The organism is Amycolatopsis sp. CB00013 (assembly GCF_001905755.1).
GTDB classification, from domain to species: Bacteria; Actinomycetota; Actinomycetes; order Mycobacteriales; family Pseudonocardiaceae; genus Amycolatopsis; species Amycolatopsis japonica.
On the sequence record NZ_LIWC01000001.1, the window covers coordinates 1,062,809 to 1,080,541 of the forward strand.

Here is a 17,733-nt window from a genome sequence, read left to right on the forward strand (position 1 = left end):
CGGCGTCGGCCTTCCGACGTCTGAACGCGCACGACCCGCCCTGACCAGGGGTTTGCCCGAGGAGAAGCCGATGCCGTTCCTGGATCCCGAACCGCTCTACGCCAAGCTCACGTCGGGGGACGCGGCGGGCATCGCCGAGGTCGGCGCCACCATCGCCGACGCCAAGACGTCGTTGCAGACCGTGGCGGACCGGATCTCCGACGGCGCCCTGCGAGCGGCCCGGTCCTGGCGCGGGAAAGCGGCGGCGGAGTTCGTCGGCAAGGCGAAACAGTCCTCGCGCACCGTCGCCGAGGTGTACACCCAGCTCAACACCGCCGAGGCGGCGGTCAAGGGCGCCGCGAAGGCGTACACCGCGCTGCGGACCTCGGCCGACACCGCCATCGGCCCCTGGCGCAAGCTCGGCCTGACCGACCTCCTCGAAGCGCCGGAGATCGCGATGAAGACCATCCGGGCCCTGACCGTCGCGCAGCAGACCTACGAGAGCCGGCTCACCGCGCTGGCGGCCACGACCGACGGCGGCGGAAGCGAAGGCTGGGACAGCGACGGCAACGCCGACATCAGCGGCGTCAACCCAGGCGAGCCGTGGACTTCGCAGGGCTTGGCCTACGACGGCGAGAACCTGCTGGTGGGCTCGTACCACGACGGTGACGGGGACGGCTCCGGCGACAGCCCCATCGGACCCGGCCTGACCCCGAGCAGGCTGACCTACGTCGACTACGAAACCGGCGTGGAAACGGGGAACGTCTACCTCAACGGCAACGGCGACGTCGGCGCGCCCACGCACACCGGCGGCGTCGCGACGGACGGCGAGCACGTCTGGGTGTCGTCCAACGGCTACGTGTACGTCTACGACAAGGCCGAACTCGACGCCGCGCAGGACAGCGGCAAACCGGTCAACGCCGTGGACGTGGTCGACACACCTGCCCACAGCTACGTCACTTACGCGCAAGGCAAACTCTTCGTGGGCGACTACACCAACAACCGGCTCTACGAAGTCCCGGTCGGCCCGGACGGCTCACCCCGGCCGGACGAAGCCGGGGATCCGATCGAGACGCCGAACAACGTCCAGGGTGTCGTGGTGCGCGACGACGAGTTCATCTTTTCGTCCTCGGACGGGCACAGCGGCAAGTTCTACCGGCAGGACCGGACGCCGGAGTGGTACGACTTCAACGATCGCGAAGAGATCGAGCTGAAGGGCGGCGAGCCGGGCAACGAGGACGGCTACGACTCCCACGGCGTCGAGGAGGCCGTCGAGATCGACGGGGAAATCGTGCTGGCGCACGAATCCGGCGCCTACGGCTACCAGAAGAACCCAGGCTCGAAGTGGGACGAACCGGAGCTGACCAGGATCTCCCTGGACGAACTCGGCCTCGACCCCGACGGCGCGCTCTCCCCCGGCGACGCCGGATACGAAACCGATCCCGACTCGCTGGTCGGTGCCGCGGGCGTCCTGGACGGGGCGACGTCGACGTTGAGCACCGCGGCCGGCGCGATGTCGCGGCTGCAACTCGTGCCGCATCTGCTCGGCGACGTGCCCGCGGCGACCACCTTCAGCGACGCGCTGACCAAGCACGTCACGGCGGCAGGCGACCGGCTGACGGCGGGAGTGGAAACGGTCGGCGGCATCGCGGACAGCCTGGTCACCGGGGCGGACACGTACCGGCGCGTCGAGGACGGGGTCAAGGAAGGGCTGGACAAGCTCGGCGGGTTGTTCAGGTAGCTCGCGATCACTCGGGTTTCTTCGGCGCCGCGACGCCGTCGCCGAGCAGAATCTCCAGCAGATCGTGTCGGAGCGGCGTCGAAGGTTCCTCTGTCGCGGCGAGAGCACGCTGACGGATGAGGGCCAGTGTCCCCGCGGCCTGTTCGCTCGATGCCTGGGTTCGGGCGATCTGTTCCTGGGCCGCGGTGAGCTGCCCGCGCACGGCGGTCAGTTCTGCCTGGACGTCGGCGACCTGTGCTCGGGATGCGGCTTCGTGGGCGGTTTGCTCGGCGACGGCCTTCTGATACCGGGTATCGAGAGCTCGTAGCTGCTCCCGCACGGCGTCCGACTCCGCGGTGAGTTCGGCTTTCTGCGTGTCCACGAGCCGTTCCCATGTCTTGCGTTGCTCATCGGATGCGCGGAGGGCGTCGCGGGCGGCGTCACGTTCCGCGGTCCGTGTGGCCAGTTGCTCGTTGAGGCTTGACAGCGTGGCGGCCAGCTTGTCGGCGCGGGCTCGCTGTCCCTCCGCTTCCTCGGTGACTTCCTTCGCGCGTTGGGTGATCACCGCGGTGGCCGACTCCGCTTTCGCCTGAGCCAGCTGGGCCGCCGCCCGGGCCTCGACCGCCTCGTCCGTGGTCGCCTTGGCCAGAAGCTCGGCCTGCTGAGCCGTCCGGGCGGCTTCCTGCGCTTCCTCGGCGGCGGCTTCGGCCTCGGCTGCTCGTGCCAGCGCGGCCTCCCGTTGCCGGTCGGCTTCCGCGGCGGCCTCGTGGGCGGCGTCGGCTTGACCGACGGTGGCCGCGATCTCAGCGCGCAGATGGGCGGTGACCGCGTCGAGCGCGTTGCTCAACGTGCGGAGAGGGTCGGTCAGCGCGGCGGCGGCCTGGTCGAAGGCCTGCCCTGCATCCGCCAGCGCCGCCGACGGCACACCCTCGTCGCCCAGAGCCTCTCGTAGCGCCTGTTCGGCCGCGGCCAGTTGCTTGCAGCTTTTTCCGCCGGGCCATGTCCGGTCTGGGCAGAACTCGTAGGGCCTGCCTCCACGCGGTCCGGGCGGCGGCAGCGGCTCCCGGCACTTGCGAAACCCGCATCGTGCCTGCTCCGGCGCACTTTCCTCGGCTACCGCGCTCGCGTTCTCGACCATGTCTGGAGCTTACCTTGTTAGTTGCATAACCTATAACTGAGGTATGGGTAACTACAACTACAACCTAACTTAGCTACAGAAGATACATTTTGTAGCTAAGTGGTTCGCGGAGGTCGGATCTGGAGGTGTGAGCGTCCGGAGACGAAGAATCGGGGCGTTTGAGGGGCTGCCGAAAACTGGGCGAGCGATCAACGCCGATACGGTGTGCCGATGATCGTGACTGGTGTGGCGCAGGACGACAGCGTCGCCAGGACCGGGCTATCCCCCGCCGGCGCACTCACCGACGAGGTCTGGCCGGGACTGGCGGATCCGGCGGGGCTGCTGTCGGGAATCACCGACTGGCTCACCGGCTACGGCAACCGCCAGACCCGCCGCACCTACGCCGAAGGACTCGGGCTGCCGGTCAGCGCGGCCGACATCGCCGCGGCTTGGACGCCGACCGGCACTCCGAGCGACGCTCGATGGAGCGCCGCGGTGGCGGCTTACGCCGACGCCGTGGTCACCGCACCCGCGTCCGGGCGGACGGGGCCTCCGCCGGCGGGTCGCGGCAGATTGCGGTCCTGGCATTGGCTGCGCTGGTGCGCCGCGCGCGGTGTCGACCCGACGGCGGCGACGTCGGCGCACGTGAAGGCCTGGCTGGGAGAACTGGACGAGGCGGGCGCCGCGCCGTCGACGCGGGACCGGATGCTCGCTACGGTGAAGACCCTGTACGCGTTCCTGGCCGACGCGGGACTCGTGGCGGCGAACCCCGCGGCACTGGACCGCCGTCGGCTTGGGCTGACAGCGGCCGCGGCGAGCACATCCGCGACGATCACGCTGACCTCACGGCAGGTCGCGGCGCTGCACCGGGCGGCGGGTGCGCCGCGGCGTGGTGCCGGCGCGTGCGATGTCGCCCGCGCGGTCGCGATCGTCTCCCTCTTCACCCTGGGGTTGCGGGTGAGCGAGCTGTGCGGGCTCGACGAGGCGGATCTGCACGTCACGCGGGGGCGGCGGGCGCTACGGGTGCGAGGCAAGGGCGGGAAGGTCCGTGTCGTGTATCTGAGTGTCCCTGCCGAGAACGCGGTGCTGGAATACGCGAATTTGCGTGGCGACGGCGCGGGAACCGCGATCGTGGCAGGGGTCGGCCGGGCCGGTCGTGGCGGCGACCGGCCGCTGCTGGTGACCCGCGGCGGACGCCGTTTCGCCCGGCAGGCGATCTGGCAGTTGCTACGCCGTGTCGCCGCGGCCGCGGGCCCGGAGCTGGCCGGTGTCGCCGAAGTGATGCATCCGCACGCGCTGCGGCATTTCTACGTGACCGCGGCGGTGGAGGCGGGTGCGTCACTGGAACATGTCCAGGCCGACGTCGGCCACGCCAGCATCGACACCACCAGCGCGGTCTACGACCACGCGGCCCGCGACCCTGCCCGCAGTGCGGTCGACCTGGTCGCCGACGCCTGGCACCCCAGCTCCTGATCCGCCTCGAGAACGAAGAACAGGAAGCTCAGGAAGGCGGTCTTGCCCGCGAGCTCTTCCGGGAAACGCTCTCGCGCGCCCGGCGCCGGGTGGGGCTCGCTGACGACGGACGTCCGGAAACCCGCCGCGGTGAAGGCGTCGGTCATCGCGTGCAGGGGCCGATGCCAGTACGTCAGAACGGCTTTCTGGCCGCTGAAGGTGTACTCGTCCGACCACTTGACGGTCTTGAAGTAGTCGCCTTCGGGGTGGACCAGCTTGAAGATGATCGGGTGGTTGACGGCCATGATCAGCCTGCCGCCGGGTTTCAGCACACGCCGGATCTCGGCCAGCGGCGCCGTCCAGTCTTCGAGGTAGTGCAGGACCAGGGCGGCGATGACGTCGTCGAAGGCACCGTCGGGATAGGGCAGCGGCTCACCGATGTCGGCGACCCGCAATGCCGCGTCGTCACCGAGGCGTTTCCGGGCCAGCTCCAGCATTTTGGTGCTGGAGTCGAACCCGGTCACGATGGCGCCCCGATCGCGCAGCGCCTCGAAAAGAGGACCCGCCCCGCACCCCGCGTCGAGGATCCGCCTGCCGGTCACGTCGCCGGCCAGATCGAGGATGGCGGGCCGCGTGTAGTACGCGTTGATCAGGCTGGTTTCGTTCTCGGCCGCATACGCCTCGGCGAAGGTGTCGTAGTCGTTTTCCACCAACCCAATCTATCGAGGGGTAAGGCGAAGGTGTCGTGGTCGTCAGCTGGGCTGAAGGGGGCCTTCGGCGTGACCACGGGGACGACACACGTGATCAGACGGACGACACGCGTGTCCAGGCGGACGACTCGTGACGGGACCCCTCAGTAAGTCACGACGAGGTCTTGCCGAGACCACCCGTGACCGACGGCGACGACGCGAGCGGAACCAGCAGCCGCGCCGCGCCACTGCCGTCCGCGGGCACGGCCCAGATGTCGCTTTCCTTCCCGTTCCCGCGCGGCAGGCTGTACCCGATGGTGTCGTTGTCGAGCCACACCACCTGGTCGTCCACACTGCGCGTTTCCGCCAGCGGGGTCTCACGCATCGTGGCCAGATCCAGCACGTGTTCCCGCCACGGGTTGACGTCGCCCTCCACCACCCGCTTCTTGAACGCGAGTTTCTTCCCGTCCGGCGACAGCGAAGGACATTCCGCGTTCTCCCGCAGCGTGCGGGCGTTCCACGCCGTGTTGTCGCCCTGCACCAGATAAGTCCGCCCGCCGGTGGCGACCGTGGCATAGAACGTCCGCTCGTCCGCGGCGAACGTGACGCCCCAGTAGTTGACGTCCTCGCCACGATGGGGCACGTCCCCGATCCGCAACGGGATGCCCTCGATGTTGCTCGACAGTTCGTTCAGCTCGCGATCCATGATGGCCGTGCGCGTCGAGAAGGTGCCGGGCGTCGAGTAGGAGTCACCGGTGACGAAGGTGGTCCAGCTCCCCATCCGGCCGCCGGGTGAGAGCTTCGCGCGGTTGGGGATTCCGGGGACGTCGACTCGTTTGACCTCGCCGAGCGCGGCATCGACGAACCGGGCGACCGCACCCGCCATCGGCGTGGAGTCCTTCGCCAGGCACAGGCCACCGTTCGCCACGGTGTAGAACCGTTCGCACGTGAGCGAGCTGATCCGTCGCGGCCCTCCGGGATCGGAGACGGGGACCGAGGCGACGTTGCCGTACCCCGGCCCCGAAGCGCCGTTGCGGAACAGCAGTCTGCCCTGCTCCCCCAGTCCGACCTGCCCCGCGGAATCCACGGCGACCGTCGCGTCGGCCGCTTGTCGCTCGGGGCTCTTCGCCTTGGCCTGCACCACGTACACCACCGAGGCGGCGGCAAGCGCGGCGACACCCGCCAGCGCGACGACGAACTTCACCGGAAGCTTCATCCCGTCTCCTTCCCCGTCACCGGCAGCGGTACGGGCCTGCTTTGTCGAGCAGTTCGCCGTTGGTGCCGATGATCTCCCAGGAATAGGTCTTTCCCTTGAGGACCAGCTTCATCACCCCGTGCTTGCCCAGGATCTTCTCGACGCCTTCGCGGGCTTTGTAATCGAGGTACAGGCTGTCGCCGCCGATACCGGCGATGACCGAACGCACGCCGTTGGCCTCGTCGACGTGCCCGTTGACGTCCAGCGGCTTCGTCCGCTCGTAATGGTGGTCGTGCCCGGCGAACACGACGTCCGCCTTCGCCCTGGCCAGCTCGTTCCACAACGGCGCCACGCTCTTCGCGTCACCGGAATTCCCCGAGTTGAAGCGCGGGTGGTGCCAGTAGCCGGCGATACAGGACTTCTTCGTCTTCGCGAGGTCCTTGCGCAGCCAGGCGACCTGCTCGGCGCCGCCGCCGTTGTACACCGGGTCCGAATCGAGCGCGACGAAATGGAAGGCTCCGACGTCGAAGCTGTAGTACGGCTTACCCTTCGGCGTCGCGATCTTGCCGAAGTACTGTTTGTACCCCGCCAGCTCGTTGTTCCACTCGTGGTTGCCCGGCGTGGGTTTGGTGATCTTCTTGAACTTGCCCCACGTCTTGTCGTAGTAGGACCGGAATTCTTCGATGGTGCCGTCGACGTACTGGTTGTCTCCGACCGTCAGCACGTATCGAGGCTTGATCTTCGAGACGAGCTCCGCGGTCTGCTGGTGCTCGGAAGGCAGTTCCGGTTTGGCGATGTCGCCGGCGAGCGCGATGACGATGCCATCGGACGGGGTCGGCCGGGTGGACGCCTTCACCGGCGCGGTCGACCCGGACAGGTTTCCTGCCGCGTCCCGCGCCCGCACCGCGTAGTGGAAGTCGAAGCCCGAAGCCAGCGACGCATCGGTGTAGGACGTCGTGGCGGACCTGCCGATCACGTTGCCGTTGCGCAGGATCTCGTACTCGACGACTCCGACGTTGTCGCTCGCCGGGTTCCAGCCGAGCGTGATGCTCTCGGTGGTGGACGACGCCTGCCGGAGTCCCGATGGCACCGACGGCGGCTGGATGTCGCCGTCGCCGGTCCGGACGCCGTAGACCTCCAGTTCCCACAGCGAGTATCCGTAAACGGTCGCCCGTGCCGTGCCGAAGATCCGGACGTGCCGGGCGGAGGTGTTCAGACCGGTGAACTCGTCGAGTCCGCCGTCGCTCCCCACCACGGTCTTCACGTCACGCCAGTTCTGGCCGTCGTCGGACGCCTGGACCTGGTAGTCCTTCGCGTGGGCCGATTCCCAGAAGACCTTGACCCGGCTGATGTCCGCCGGGCCGCCGAGGTCGACGGCGATCCACTGTGGATCGCCCTCCAGGCTCGCCCAGCGGGTCGTCGAATCGCCGTCGACGGCGAGAGCACCGCTGAAACTCTCGTTCTCGACGGTGGACGTCGTGGTCCGTTTGTTGACCGACAGCAGTGATTCCACCGGTCCGGCCGTGGCGCTGGAAGCGATCACGGGCTGAGCGAGCAGGACGATCGCCGCGATCGCGGCGGTGCCCGGCTTCACCATTCGATTCACCTGTACTCCTGGATGTGCTTACGTCGTCGTGAACCACGGACCGGGTCCGGTGCCGCGGACGGCACCGGACCTCGGCTGTCAGCGGCAGGTGTACGGACCCGCCTTGTCGAGCACGTTCCCGTTGGTGTCGACGATCTCCCAGGAGTAGGACTTCCCGTTCAGCATCAGCTTCATGACGCCGTGCTTGGCGAAGATCTTCTCCACCCCTTCACGTTCCTTGTAGTTCGTGTAGAGGTAGTCCCCGCCGATACCGGTGATGACCGAACGCACGCCGTTGGCCTCGTCGACGTGCCCGTTGACGTCCAGCGGCTTCGTCCGCTCGTAATGGTGGTCGTGCCCGGACATCACCATGTCCGCCTTCACCTTGGCCAGCTCGTTCCACAACGGCGCGATCTGCTTCTTGTCGCCGTATTCGCCCGAGTTGAACCGCGGGTGGTGCCAGTACCCGATGACGCAGGCCTTGGTGTTCTTCGCCAGGTCGTCGCGCAGCCAGGCCACCTGCTCGGAACCGCCGCCGCCGTAGATCGGGTTCGAGTCCATCGCGACGAAGTGGAACTCGCCGATGTCGTAGCTGTAGTACGGCAAGCCCTTCGGGTACGCGATCGCGCCGAAGTACTCCTTGTACCCCCTGAGCTGGTCGTCCCATTCGTGGTTGCCCGTCGTGGGCTTGGTGATGCTCTTGAACTTGCCCCACGTCTTGTCGTAATGGGCGCGGTACTCGGAAATGGTGCCCTTGTGGTATTGGTTGTCCCCGACGGTCAGCACGTACTGCGGGTTCATCCTGGCGACCTGGTTCGCGGTCGCCTGATGCGTCGAGAAGAGCTCGGGGTTGGCGATGTCACCCCCGACCGCGATGGTGATGGGACCGGTTCCGCCGGGCTGGGTGGAGGCCTTGACCACCGAACTCGCCGCGGAGACGTTCCCGGCCGCGTCCCGTGCCCGCACCGAGTAGCCGAACTCCGCTCCGGACGCCAGCCCGGAGTCGGTGTAGGTGGTCGTCGCCGTGATTCCGACGACGTTCCCGTCGCGGAGCACCTCGTACTCGGTGACCCCGACGTTGTCGGTGGACGCGGTCCAGCCGAGTGAGACGCTGTTGGTGGTGGTGCCCGTCGCGGCGAGACCGGTCGGCGCCGTCGGTGCCTGCGTGTCTCCGCTGCCGGAGCGGTCACCGTAGACTTCCAGCTCCCACAACGAATAGCCGTACGACGTTCCCCTGGCCGTGCCGTGGATACGGATGTGGCGCGCGGACGCGTTGAGGCCCAGGTGTTCGTCGATGGCGCCGTTGCCGCCGGTGACCGACTTGATGTCGGTCCAGGTCCGGCCGTCGGCCGAGCCCTGGATCTTGTAGGTCTTGGCGTAGGCGGCTTCCCAGTTCAGTTTGACCTTGGTGACGGTCGAGGTCCCGCCGAGGTCGACTGCGATCCATTGCGGATCGACCCCTTCCTCGCTGGCCCATCTGGTCGTGGTGCTGCCGTCGACCGCGTTGCCACCACCGAATTCGGCGGCCTCGACCGACGACGTGGTCGTCGGCTTGCCCGCTGACAGCAGGGATTCCGCTTGCGCGGTGGTACCCGAAGAGATCAAGGTCTGCCCCAGCAGGGCCAGGGTCGCCACCGCGACACCGGCCAGGGGTGTTCTCCGTTTCATGCGAACTCCTCGACGTTGCGGAGTCGGCGAGTACCGGCGGTGGGCGGCGACTGTCAGCCGGAGTCGCTTAGTTAAGTAAGTTTCCTAACGATCGCAGTGTAAAAGGTTCTTAAACTCACAGTCAACGGGTGATCGCGCGGTGCCCGGCACCATTTGATGGCAGGGTCGCGGCCATGGTGACGCTGGATCGGCTCGTGAACGTCCTCGGTGGATACGGGGCGCGGTTGTGGTGCTGCCCGGTGTCGCGCGAGGTGGCCTTGCGCGACGTGGTCATGCACGACGCCGCCGACCCCCGCGACCTGCGCGGGGACGTGTATCTCGCCGTCGGCGCGGAGTCGGTCACGGCCGCCGTCGAGCTGGCCGCGGCGGCACACGCCTCCGTCGTCCTGGTCCGCGGCTCGTCGCCGGATCCCGAGGCGGCCGAACGGGCGGAACGCGGCGGCGTCGCGGTGCTGCTGGTGGACCCGGACGTGTCCTGGGGACAGCTCGCCGGCGTGGTGTACGGCCTGGTGCTGGAGGGCCGCGAGACCGAGTCGGGCCGCGGGCCGACCGACCTGTTCGCGCTCGCCGACAGCCTGGCGGACGCGCTCGGCAGCGCGGTGACCATCGAAGACCGGCTGTCCCGCGTCCTCGCCTACTCCAGCCGCCAGCATCTGGCCGACCGGGCACGGCTGGAGACGATCCTGGGCAGGCTCGTCCCGGAGCCGGTCCGCGAACTGTTCGAACGGCGGGGTGTGTTCAGGCACCTCGCCGAATCCGACGAGCCGCTGTTCGTCGAGGCCGATCCGGAACACGGGCTGACCGGACGCATGGTCGTCGCGGTCCGCGCGGGCCGGGAGCTGCTGGGTTCGATCTGGGTGGAATGCGACCGTCCGCTCTCCGACGCCCGGCGCGCGGTCCTGCGGGACAGCTCCCGCACGGTCGGCCTCCACCTGCTGCGCTCACGTGCGAGCGCGGATCTGGAGCGGCAGGTCGAATCCGATCTGGTGATCCGGCTGGTGGAGGGCACACCGGACGCGGCGGCCGTGCTCAGCAGGCTCGGCCTGCCGCCCGGACGGTTCCGGGTGATCGCGCTGCAGGCCCATATCGGCGACGAGCGCCATGCCGCACTGCTGCTCGCGTTCGAGCGGGCGACCACCGGTTTCGGCTGGTCACGCCCCGGCCGCAGCACGCTGTTCAGCAACACCGTCTACACCGTCCTGCCCGGGGACGACGTCGAAGCGGCCAGGGCGTGGGTCGGTTCGATCCGCGAGGCGCTGCCCCGGCAGGTGACGATGCTCGCCGGCATCGGGGCGGGTGCGACGTCGGCCGAGCTGCCCGCCAGCAGGCTGGAAGCCGACGAATGTCTCGCGCTGCACGGCGTGCGTCCCGGCACGAAATCCGCGATCGCCTACGACGAGGCCTGGGACGACATCCTGGTGCAACGGTTGCGGGCCGCGGCCGCGTCCGGCCGGGCACCCGCCCGCGGCCCGATCACCGAGCTTCGGCGGCACGACAGTGCGAACGCCACCAGCTACGTCGCGACGCTGCGCGCCTGGCTCGAGGCGCAGGGGGATCTCGCGGAGGCCGCCGAGCGGCTGGAGGTGCACCCCAACACGATCCGCTATCGGCTCCGGAAGATGGCCGAAGTGACCGAACTACGCCTCGACCAGCCCGCGAAACGGCTGGCGATGATCATCGAGCTGGCCGTGTCCGACCCCGCCCCTTGACCGTTCCGGCCAAAACGATCTGCCCACGTTGTCGGATCCGGACAATCGACACCGCCTGAATCCGAGCCATCCTGACCGCGACAGCACCACTCGTAGCGGAGGAACTCATGGGCGATCTCGACCGGATCGACGGCGGCCCGCGTTCGGCGATCGTGATCGGAGCCGGCGTGGTCGGCCTGTCGACCGCGTGGTTCCTGCAGGAACGCGGCGTCAGTGTCACGGTGGTCGACCGCGCGGGTATCGCGGCGGGCGCGTCGTGGGGCAACGCCGGCTGGCTCTCCCCCGGGCTCTCGATCCCGCTCAACGAACCCGGCGTACTGCGCTACGGGCTGCGGACGCTGCTGGACCGGCAAGCCCCGCTGCACGTTCCGCCGTCGCCCGACCCACGCCTGTGGTCGTTCCTCGCCCGGTTCGCCGCGAACTGCACCGGCCGGTCGTGGACCCGCGCGGTCGAGGCGAACGCGCCGCTGAACGACGAATGCCTGGAAGCGTTCGACGTCCTCACCACGAACGGCGTGGACGCGCCGACCATCGAAGCGCCGATCACGGCGGCGTTCGAGACCGCCGACCACGCCGCCGGGCTGATCGGCGAACTTCGGCGGATCGAGGAAGTGGGACAGGGCATTTCCTACACCCGTCTCACCGCGGCCGACCTCGCCGAACGATTCCCCCAGGCCACGGCCAGGCTCGGCGCCGGTGTCCGGATCGACGGGCAGCGCTACGTGGACCCTGGCCGGTTCGTCGAGTCGCTGGCACGGTCGGTGGTGAGCCGGGGCGGGACGATCCGCCACAAGTTCGAGGTCGCTTCCCTGCGTGCGTACCGTCACGCGTTGAGCGTGCGCTCGAAGACGGGGCAGACGGTGAACGCCAACGCGGTCGTGCTGGCGACCGGGGCCTGGCTCGGAGACCTGGGCCGCAAGTGGGGCGTCAAGGTCCCCGTGCGGGCCGGACGCGGCTACTCCTTCACCGTGCCGACCGACGAACCGGTACCCGGACCGCTCTACCTGCCGGACATCCGCGTGGCGTGCACGCCGTACCGCGGAGGGCTCCGCGTGGCCGGGACGATGGAGTTCCGGAAACCGGACGCTCGGCTGGATCCGGCCAGGATCGCCGCGATCATCGCCTCGGCGCGGCCGTACCTCACCGGTTTGGACTGGGAGCGGCGCACCGACGAATGGGTCGGCTCCCGCCCCGTCACCACCGACGGGCGGCACGTGATCGGCGCGACGAGCACACCCGGGCTCTACGTCGCGGGCGGACACGGGATGTGGGGACTGACCCACGGCCCGATCACCGGACGCCTTCTGGCCGAGCACATCACCACCGGCAAACAGCCGGAGGCGCTGCGGCCCTTCGACCCCCTTCGCTGATTCGGACGGAAATGCTCCCAGAGAACGAAATCCCACCGGGCGAACAGTCCGAAGTGGACCGGCTCCGCGCCGAGAACGCCCTGCTGCGCACCGAGAAGGATCTTCTGCTGAAGGCCGCGATCGGGTTCGCCACCGACGCGGGCGCCTTCCAACGACGATCCCGTGAACCCGAGACCCGCTGACCGAAGCGGGACTCATCGAAGGTCTGTGGGGGCTGGGTCCTTTCCGCGCCCGGCCCTCACAGACGTATCCACCGAAAGGCGATCACCACCATGTCCACCGTCTCGTCAGGCCCTTGGTTGACCAAGGAAGCGCACGCTCGGCTGGTGCGGGAGCTCGCGACGTTGCGGCGCCCCGGCACCGACGACCGGTACGGCGACGACGAAATCACGCACAACGCCCACCGGCAGGCACGGATCCGGCAGATCGAGGACATGCTGCGCGGCGCCGTCGTCGGGCAGGATCCACCCGATGACGGGATCGCCGAACCCGGCATGGTGCTCACCGTCCGATACGACGACGGCGACACCGAGACCTTCCTGCTCGGCACCCGCGACGAGGCGGGACACGGCGCCCTGGAGGTCTACTCGCCCGATTCGCCGCTCGGGCGCGCGCTGCACGGCGCGAAACCGGGTGACCGGCGGGAATATCTCGTGCCGAGCGGCGGGTCGGTCCACGTCACGTTGCTGGACGCCAAGCCTTACGGTCGGCATCGGGAGGCCGCCGACTGAGGCTAGCGTCTCCCGGCGCGAGATTCCGTAACCTGGGCCCTGACGACCGGCTACGGACCGCCGACGGCGAAGAACTTCTGGTCACGCACGCGGGTCTGACGCTCGCCTGCTGGCAGCGTCTGGGAGGACCGACGTCGGCGACGGAAACCGCGGCGATCCTCAATGAGCGCCCGGACTTGATCTGGGAAAGAGGCGAACACGGCCGCGACGAGGACGCAGGGCCCTTGTGGGCCGAATCGGGAGCGGCCTTGCACGAACCGTGGATGGGCTACTTCGGCGTCGTACCGTTCGGCCAGGTCCACGGGCACTCCACGGTCGTGCGGTTCGCCGAGCGGACCTGGCGATGCGCGGGCCGAATCCGGCACCGTGCGACGGTCGACTGGCGGGCCCGCCACGTTCGCGTACGGATCGGAGGGCGTGTGTTCACCGGTATCGATCCGGGGCACGGCCGCACTGGTGCCGACGAGTGGCGACCGCTCATCCTCGACGACGCCCACGTCACGACACCGAGCCGACGCTAGATTGTCCTGTGTGGACCAAGACGAGTACCGCCGCCGACTTCGCCGCGTCCTCGACGCGCATTCCGACGACGTCGCCGCGCGGCTGAGGGTGATCGTCGGAGCGATCGGCGACAGCGTCGAGAGCGTGCGGATCGAGGTGTTCCCCGACCAGGACGGCGAGGGCACCTTCGATGTCTGGGCCCGGTTCGAGGGCCCGGACTCCTATGTCATCAACAAACCGATCGACGAGCACCGCCACCTGTTCGGCGTCGTCCACCACGAGACAGGCTGGGAACCCGACGTACCGCCGCTCCCACGAGGCCTTTCGGCGGACCTCATCGTGGACACGGTCGTCGAGTGGCTCGACTCGGTCTGGATCCGGACGTTCGACCCGCAGCCTTCGATTCCGGTGGAGGTCTCCTGCCCGGACGGCTACGGCTCGGCCGCCCAGATACCGCGGACATGCCCGATGTGACGACGCATCAGCGCCTCCGCACCGTCGGCGTCACGAGCCTCGACGAGGTCGACGAGTTCGGCATGTTCGCGTGCCGAGGCGACGAGCTGTCCGCGTTCGGCCAGGACCTTGAGGCCGTAGATCCGTGATCGGGCACGCAGCGACCGGACGATTTCGACGAGGTGTTCGTTGCCTGCCAGTCCCAGCAGCGCGAGATGGAACTCCATGTCGAATCTGACGTGCCCGATCAGGTCCTGCTCGACGGAAGCGCGCTCGATCCCGGCCGCGAGCTCGCGGAGTCGCTTCAGAGCGTCGGCGTCGGCGCCCGTCTCGGCGATGCGGCGCACGGTGGGCACCTCGATGAGGGCACGTAGCTCGGTGAAGTCGTCGAGTTCGTGTTCGGTTGGCTCGGTGACCCGGAAACCCTTGTTGCGCACGGTTTCCATGAGCCCTTCCTTGACGAGGTCGAGCATCGCCTCCCGCACCGGCGTCGCGGACACACCGAACTGTTCGGCCAGCGTGGGCGCCGAGTAGACGACACCGGGGCGCATCTCGCCGGAGATCACCGCACCGCGAAGGTTCTCGATGACCTCGTCGCGCAGGTTGCGACGACCACCGATCGACGACAGTCCTTCGACCGCACCCATCATCGACCCCTTCACCAGGCGTTGTCTCAGTACAATGTCACATGTTACGTTCGTTCACCATGACGGACGACGGGATCGAGGCGGTGGATTACCACTGCGGTGGCGAACCGTTCAGGATCGTCACGGCGACGGCCGGGCCGGCCGGAGCGACGGTCGCGGAAAAGCGCGTCGCGGCCGCCGTCGATCCCGAGGTCGACGGTTTGCGACAGTTGCTCTGCTCCGAGCCTCGCGGGCACGCCGACATGTACGGCGGTTTCATCGTCGCGCCGGACGATCCGGGCGCCCATTTCGGCGTTCTCTTCTGGCACAAGGACGGCTTCTCCGCCGCGTGCGGCCACGGCACCATGTGCCTGGGCACCTGGGCGGTCCAGACCGGGCTGGTGCCCGTCGATCCCGGCGGCGTCACCGACGTCGTGATCGACGTTCCGTCCGGACGGGTGACCGCGCGGGTCTCCACGGCCGAATCGAAGGTCACCGCGGTCGACTTCGTCAGCGTCGCCGGCTACCTGCTCCATGACGAGGTCGTCGTGGAAACCTCGCGAGGCGCCGCCTCTTGCACGGTCGCGTTCGGCGGCGCCATCTACGCCCACGTGACGGCGGCGACCTTCGGCCTCTCCGTCGACACGGCCTCGCTACCCGAATTGATCACGCTGGGGCGGGAGATCAAGAACGAGATCAACGCGACCGCGTACGCCGAGCACCCGCTCGATCCGCGTCTCAGCGGCGTCTACGGCGTGATCTTCTTCGACGAACTCGGCGACGAGGACGGAGACGTCCGCCAGCGCAATGTGACCGTCTTCGCCGACGGGCAGGTGGACAGGTCGCCCTGCGGTTCGGGGACCGCCTCCCGCGTCGCGGCTCTGCACTCGTCCGGACGGCTGGCGACGGAAGGCACCCTCGTCCACTCGTCGATCGTCGGTTCGACGTGGTCCGCCCGGATCGCGGACACGACCGTGGTCGCCGGCCGGAACGCGGTGCTGCCCATCGTGACCGGTCGCGCGTTCCGCACCGGTCACCACCGGTTCGTCGTGGACCCCGACGACGACCTGGTCCCGGGCTTCGTACTGCGCTGACAAGGAGGATTCGTGGACGTCGTGACCTTCGGCCCGGACGAGATCCGGTCCGCCGTGTCCATGCCCGCCGCGATCGACGCGGTCCGGGACGGGTTTCTCGCCCTGCACCGCGGAGAGTTCGAAATGCCGACGCGAACCGTGTTGCGCGACGGCGGATTCCTCGTGATGTCGGCGCACCACCGTCCGACCGCGTCGGCGATGATCAAGACCTTGAGCCTCGACTTCGACCGCGACCCGGCCATCGCCGGCACCGTCGTCTGGAGCGAACTCGGCCACAGCCGTCAGCTCGTCGCCGACGCCATCGAGGTGACCCGCCTCCGCACCGGCGCCATCACCGGCGTCGCGACCGATCTGCTGGCCCCGCCGGAAGCGAAGACGTGCACCCTCATCGGCGCGGGCGGGCAGGCGGCCGACCAGATCCGCGCCGTGCACACCGTCCGGCCGCTGACCGAGCTCAGGATCGTCAGCCGCGGACTCGAACGCGCCGAAGCGCTGGGCAAGGCACTCGGCGCGGAACTGGACATCAGCGCCGTCGTCCTCACCGATGCCGACGAGGCCGTTCGCGACGTGGACATCGTCTGCTGCGCGACGACGTCCACCACACCCCTGTTCTCCCTCGAATCGCTGGCCGAACACGCCCACGTCAACGCCATCGGCGCGTACCGCCCCACCATGCGAGAACTGCCCGACGAACTGCTCGCCGACGCGACCGTCGTGATCGACGAACGAGACGCGATCCTCGAGGAGTCCGGTGAGATCATCCACGCTCTCGCGGCGGGGGCCATCACCGAGGACGACCTCGTCGAACTGGGTACCGCGCTGACCGACGGAGTCGTGAACTCGGGAGGCCGCACGGTCTTCAAGTCCGTCGGGGTGGCCATGCAGGACTGGGCGATCGCGCGTCTTCTCGCTGCCAGGCAGGCAAGTCAGAGGATCCCGCTGACGTAGCGCATGTCCCCCATCCGCATGCCGTCGTCCGTCAACGCGGGCAGACCGTTGACGGCGAACAGTTCCCGGATGGTGATTCCGGTCAGGGTCCAGCCGCGATCGGCCAGGTACGGACCGGCCTCGTTGCGCTCGCCGAAGTAACGCAGCCTCGCCATGTCGGTGTCGACGCTCTGCTCGCGCCAGCGTTCGGACATGCGGTTCAGGCGTTCCTTCGTCTCGTCTTCCTCGCCCGGCCGGGGGTTCGGCCTGCTTTCGGTGGCCACGCGGCTTCCCGGTGCGCTGAGCTCGGTGATGCGGTCCAGCAGGTCGTCCTGCGCCTCGGGTGGCAGGTAGCCGAGAAGACCTTCGGCACTCCACGCCGTCGGCTGAGCAGGATCGAAACCGACGGCGCCCAAGGCAGCGGGCCAGTCGGCGCGGAGGTCGGCCGCGACCGCCCTCCGGTCGGCGGTGGGCTCCGCGCCCAGTTCGGCCAGCGTGCGTGTCTTGAACTCGATGACCTGCGGCTGGTCGAGTTCGTACACCACGGTCCCGGCAGGCCAAGGCAACCGGTACGCCCGGGAATCCAGCCCCGAAGCCAGGATCACGACCTGCGCGATCCCGGCTTCGGTGGCGTCGAGGAAGAACTCGTCGTAGAACTTGGTGCGGACCTTGGCGACGTCGATCCACACCTGCTCGACGAGTTCGCCGGGGGCGGTTTCCCCCGACGCGAGCCGGGTGAGGGAGTCGACGCCCACCGCCCGGACGAGGGGTTCGGCGAACGGGTCGTCGATGAGCGAACGATCCGCGCGCGTGGCCATCGCCCGCGCCGTCGCGGCCATGGTCGCGGTCGTGCCGACGCTGGAAACCAGATCCCAGCTGTCTCCGTCGTGCCTGGTGGACATGATCCTCCCCGTGGA

Annotated in this window: 17 protein-coding genes; 10 read left to right on the forward strand and 7 right to left on the reverse strand. The window is 68.7% G+C overall.

The features are described from left to right. The first annotated feature begins 70 nt into the window (after positions 1 to 70). A complete protein-coding gene (locus AMK34_RS04740) occupies positions 71 to 1,720 on the forward strand; it encodes a WXG100 family type VII secretion target (RefSeq protein ID WP_073843188.1) in 1,650 nt (549 codons plus the stop codon). Positions 1,721 to 1,727: 7 nt separating this feature from the next. On the opposite strand, the gene AMK34_RS04745 is transcribed toward AMK34_RS04740, so the two are convergent. Then, positions 1,728 to 2,837, reverse strand: a complete 1,110-nt coding sequence (locus AMK34_RS04745) for a response regulator receiver protein (RefSeq protein WP_073843190.1) — start codon at positions 2,835 to 2,837, stop codon at positions 1,728 to 1,730. Positions 2,838 to 3,047: 210 nt separating this feature from the next. Here AMK34_RS04745 and AMK34_RS04750 point away from each other — a divergent pair, with 210 nt between their 5' ends. After that, a complete protein-coding gene (locus AMK34_RS04750; protein ID WP_073844564.1) occupies positions 3,048 to 4,289 on the forward strand; it encodes a tyrosine-type recombinase/integrase in 1,242 nt (413 codons plus the stop codon). Here AMK34_RS04750 and AMK34_RS04755 read toward each other — a convergent pair. The 4 genes from AMK34_RS04755 to AMK34_RS04770 form a co-directional block, all read right to left on the reverse strand. Further along, the gene (locus AMK34_RS04755) at positions 4,214 to 4,981 is read right to left on the reverse strand and encodes a class I SAM-dependent methyltransferase (protein WP_443111196.1); all 768 of its coding nucleotides are present in this window, start codon (positions 4,979 to 4,981) and stop codon (positions 4,214 to 4,216) included. The genes AMK34_RS04750 and AMK34_RS04755 overlap by 76 nt on opposite strands. Before the next feature lie 148 nt (positions 4,982 to 5,129). Beyond that, the gene (locus AMK34_RS04760; RefSeq protein ID WP_073843192.1) at positions 5,130 to 6,173 is read right to left on the reverse strand and encodes a hypothetical protein; all 1,044 of its coding nucleotides are present in this window, start codon (positions 6,171 to 6,173) and stop codon (positions 5,130 to 5,132) included. 16 nt (positions 6,174 to 6,189) lie between these two features. Next, positions 6,190 to 7,749, reverse strand: a complete 1,560-nt coding sequence (locus AMK34_RS04765) for a discoidin domain-containing protein (RefSeq protein WP_073843194.1) — start codon at positions 7,747 to 7,749, stop codon at positions 6,190 to 6,192. A gap of 87 nt (positions 7,750 to 7,836) precedes the next feature. Next, on the reverse strand, positions 7,837 to 9,405 hold the full coding sequence (locus AMK34_RS04770; RefSeq protein ID WP_073843196.1) for a discoidin domain-containing protein: 1,569 nt from the start codon (positions 9,403 to 9,405) through the stop codon (positions 7,837 to 7,839). A 173-nt stretch (positions 9,406 to 9,578) separates the two neighbouring features. On the opposite strand from AMK34_RS04770, the gene AMK34_RS04775 reads away from it, so the two are divergent. The 6 genes from AMK34_RS04775 to AMK34_RS04795 all read left to right on the forward strand — a co-directional run bounded on the left by AMK34_RS04775 (position 9,579) and on the right by AMK34_RS04795 (position 14,190). Next, positions 9,579 to 11,114 carry a PucR family transcriptional regulator gene (locus tag AMK34_RS04775; protein ID WP_073843198.1) on the forward strand — a complete coding sequence of 512 codons (1,536 nt, stop codon included), beginning with the start codon at positions 9,579 to 9,581 and terminating at the stop codon, positions 11,112 to 11,114. A 107-nt stretch (positions 11,115 to 11,221) separates the two neighbouring features. Further along, complete coding sequence (locus AMK34_RS04780) at positions 11,222 to 12,484, forward strand: NAD(P)/FAD-dependent oxidoreductase (RefSeq protein WP_073843200.1); 1,263 nt, start codon at positions 11,222 to 11,224, stop codon at positions 12,482 to 12,484. Between the two features lie 11 nt (positions 12,485 to 12,495). Next, entirely contained in the window at positions 12,496 to 12,666 is a 171-nt protein-coding gene (locus tag AMK34_RS43110; RefSeq protein ID WP_198941628.1) for a hypothetical protein, read from the forward strand. 90 nt (positions 12,667 to 12,756) lie between these two features. Then, on the forward strand, positions 12,757 to 13,215 hold the full coding sequence (locus AMK34_RS04785) for a GreA/GreB family elongation factor (RefSeq protein ID WP_073843202.1): 459 nt from the start codon (positions 12,757 to 12,759) through the stop codon (positions 13,213 to 13,215). A 176-nt stretch (positions 13,216 to 13,391) separates the two neighbouring features. After that, the gene (locus tag AMK34_RS04790; protein ID WP_241832682.1) at positions 13,392 to 13,736 is read left to right on the forward strand and encodes a hypothetical protein; all 345 of its coding nucleotides are present in this window, start codon (positions 13,392 to 13,394) and stop codon (positions 13,734 to 13,736) included. Positions 13,737 to 13,746: 10 nt separating this feature from the next. Next, positions 13,747 to 14,190: a DUF6389 family protein gene (locus AMK34_RS04795; protein WP_073843204.1), complete on the forward strand. Its 444-nt coding sequence runs from the start codon at positions 13,747 to 13,749 to the stop codon at positions 14,188 to 14,190. On the opposite strand, the gene AMK34_RS04800 is transcribed toward AMK34_RS04795, so the two are convergent. After that, complete coding sequence (locus AMK34_RS04800) at positions 14,148 to 14,816, reverse strand: GntR family transcriptional regulator (protein WP_073844566.1); 669 nt, start codon at positions 14,814 to 14,816, stop codon at positions 14,148 to 14,150. The genes AMK34_RS04795 and AMK34_RS04800 overlap by 43 nt on opposite strands. A 59-nt stretch (positions 14,817 to 14,875) precedes the next feature. Between AMK34_RS04800 and AMK34_RS04805 the strand changes: the two genes are divergently transcribed. Both AMK34_RS04805 and AMK34_RS04810 read left to right on the forward strand, forming a co-directional pair. After that, on the forward strand, positions 14,876 to 15,889 hold the full coding sequence (locus tag AMK34_RS04805; RefSeq protein WP_073844568.1) for a proline racemase family protein: 1,014 nt from the start codon (positions 14,876 to 14,878) through the stop codon (positions 15,887 to 15,889). A gap of 12 nt (positions 15,890 to 15,901) precedes the next feature. Next, the gene (locus AMK34_RS04810; RefSeq protein WP_073843206.1) at positions 15,902 to 16,837 is read left to right on the forward strand and encodes an ornithine cyclodeaminase family protein; all 936 of its coding nucleotides are present in this window, start codon (positions 15,902 to 15,904) and stop codon (positions 16,835 to 16,837) included. On the opposite strand, the gene AMK34_RS04815 is transcribed toward AMK34_RS04810, so the two are convergent. After that, on the reverse strand, positions 16,816 to 17,718 hold the full coding sequence (locus AMK34_RS04815) for an SAM-dependent methyltransferase (RefSeq protein ID WP_241832683.1): 903 nt from the start codon (positions 17,716 to 17,718) through the stop codon (positions 16,816 to 16,818). The genes AMK34_RS04810 and AMK34_RS04815 overlap by 22 nt on opposite strands. Positions 17,719 to 17,733 lie beyond the last annotated feature (15 nt).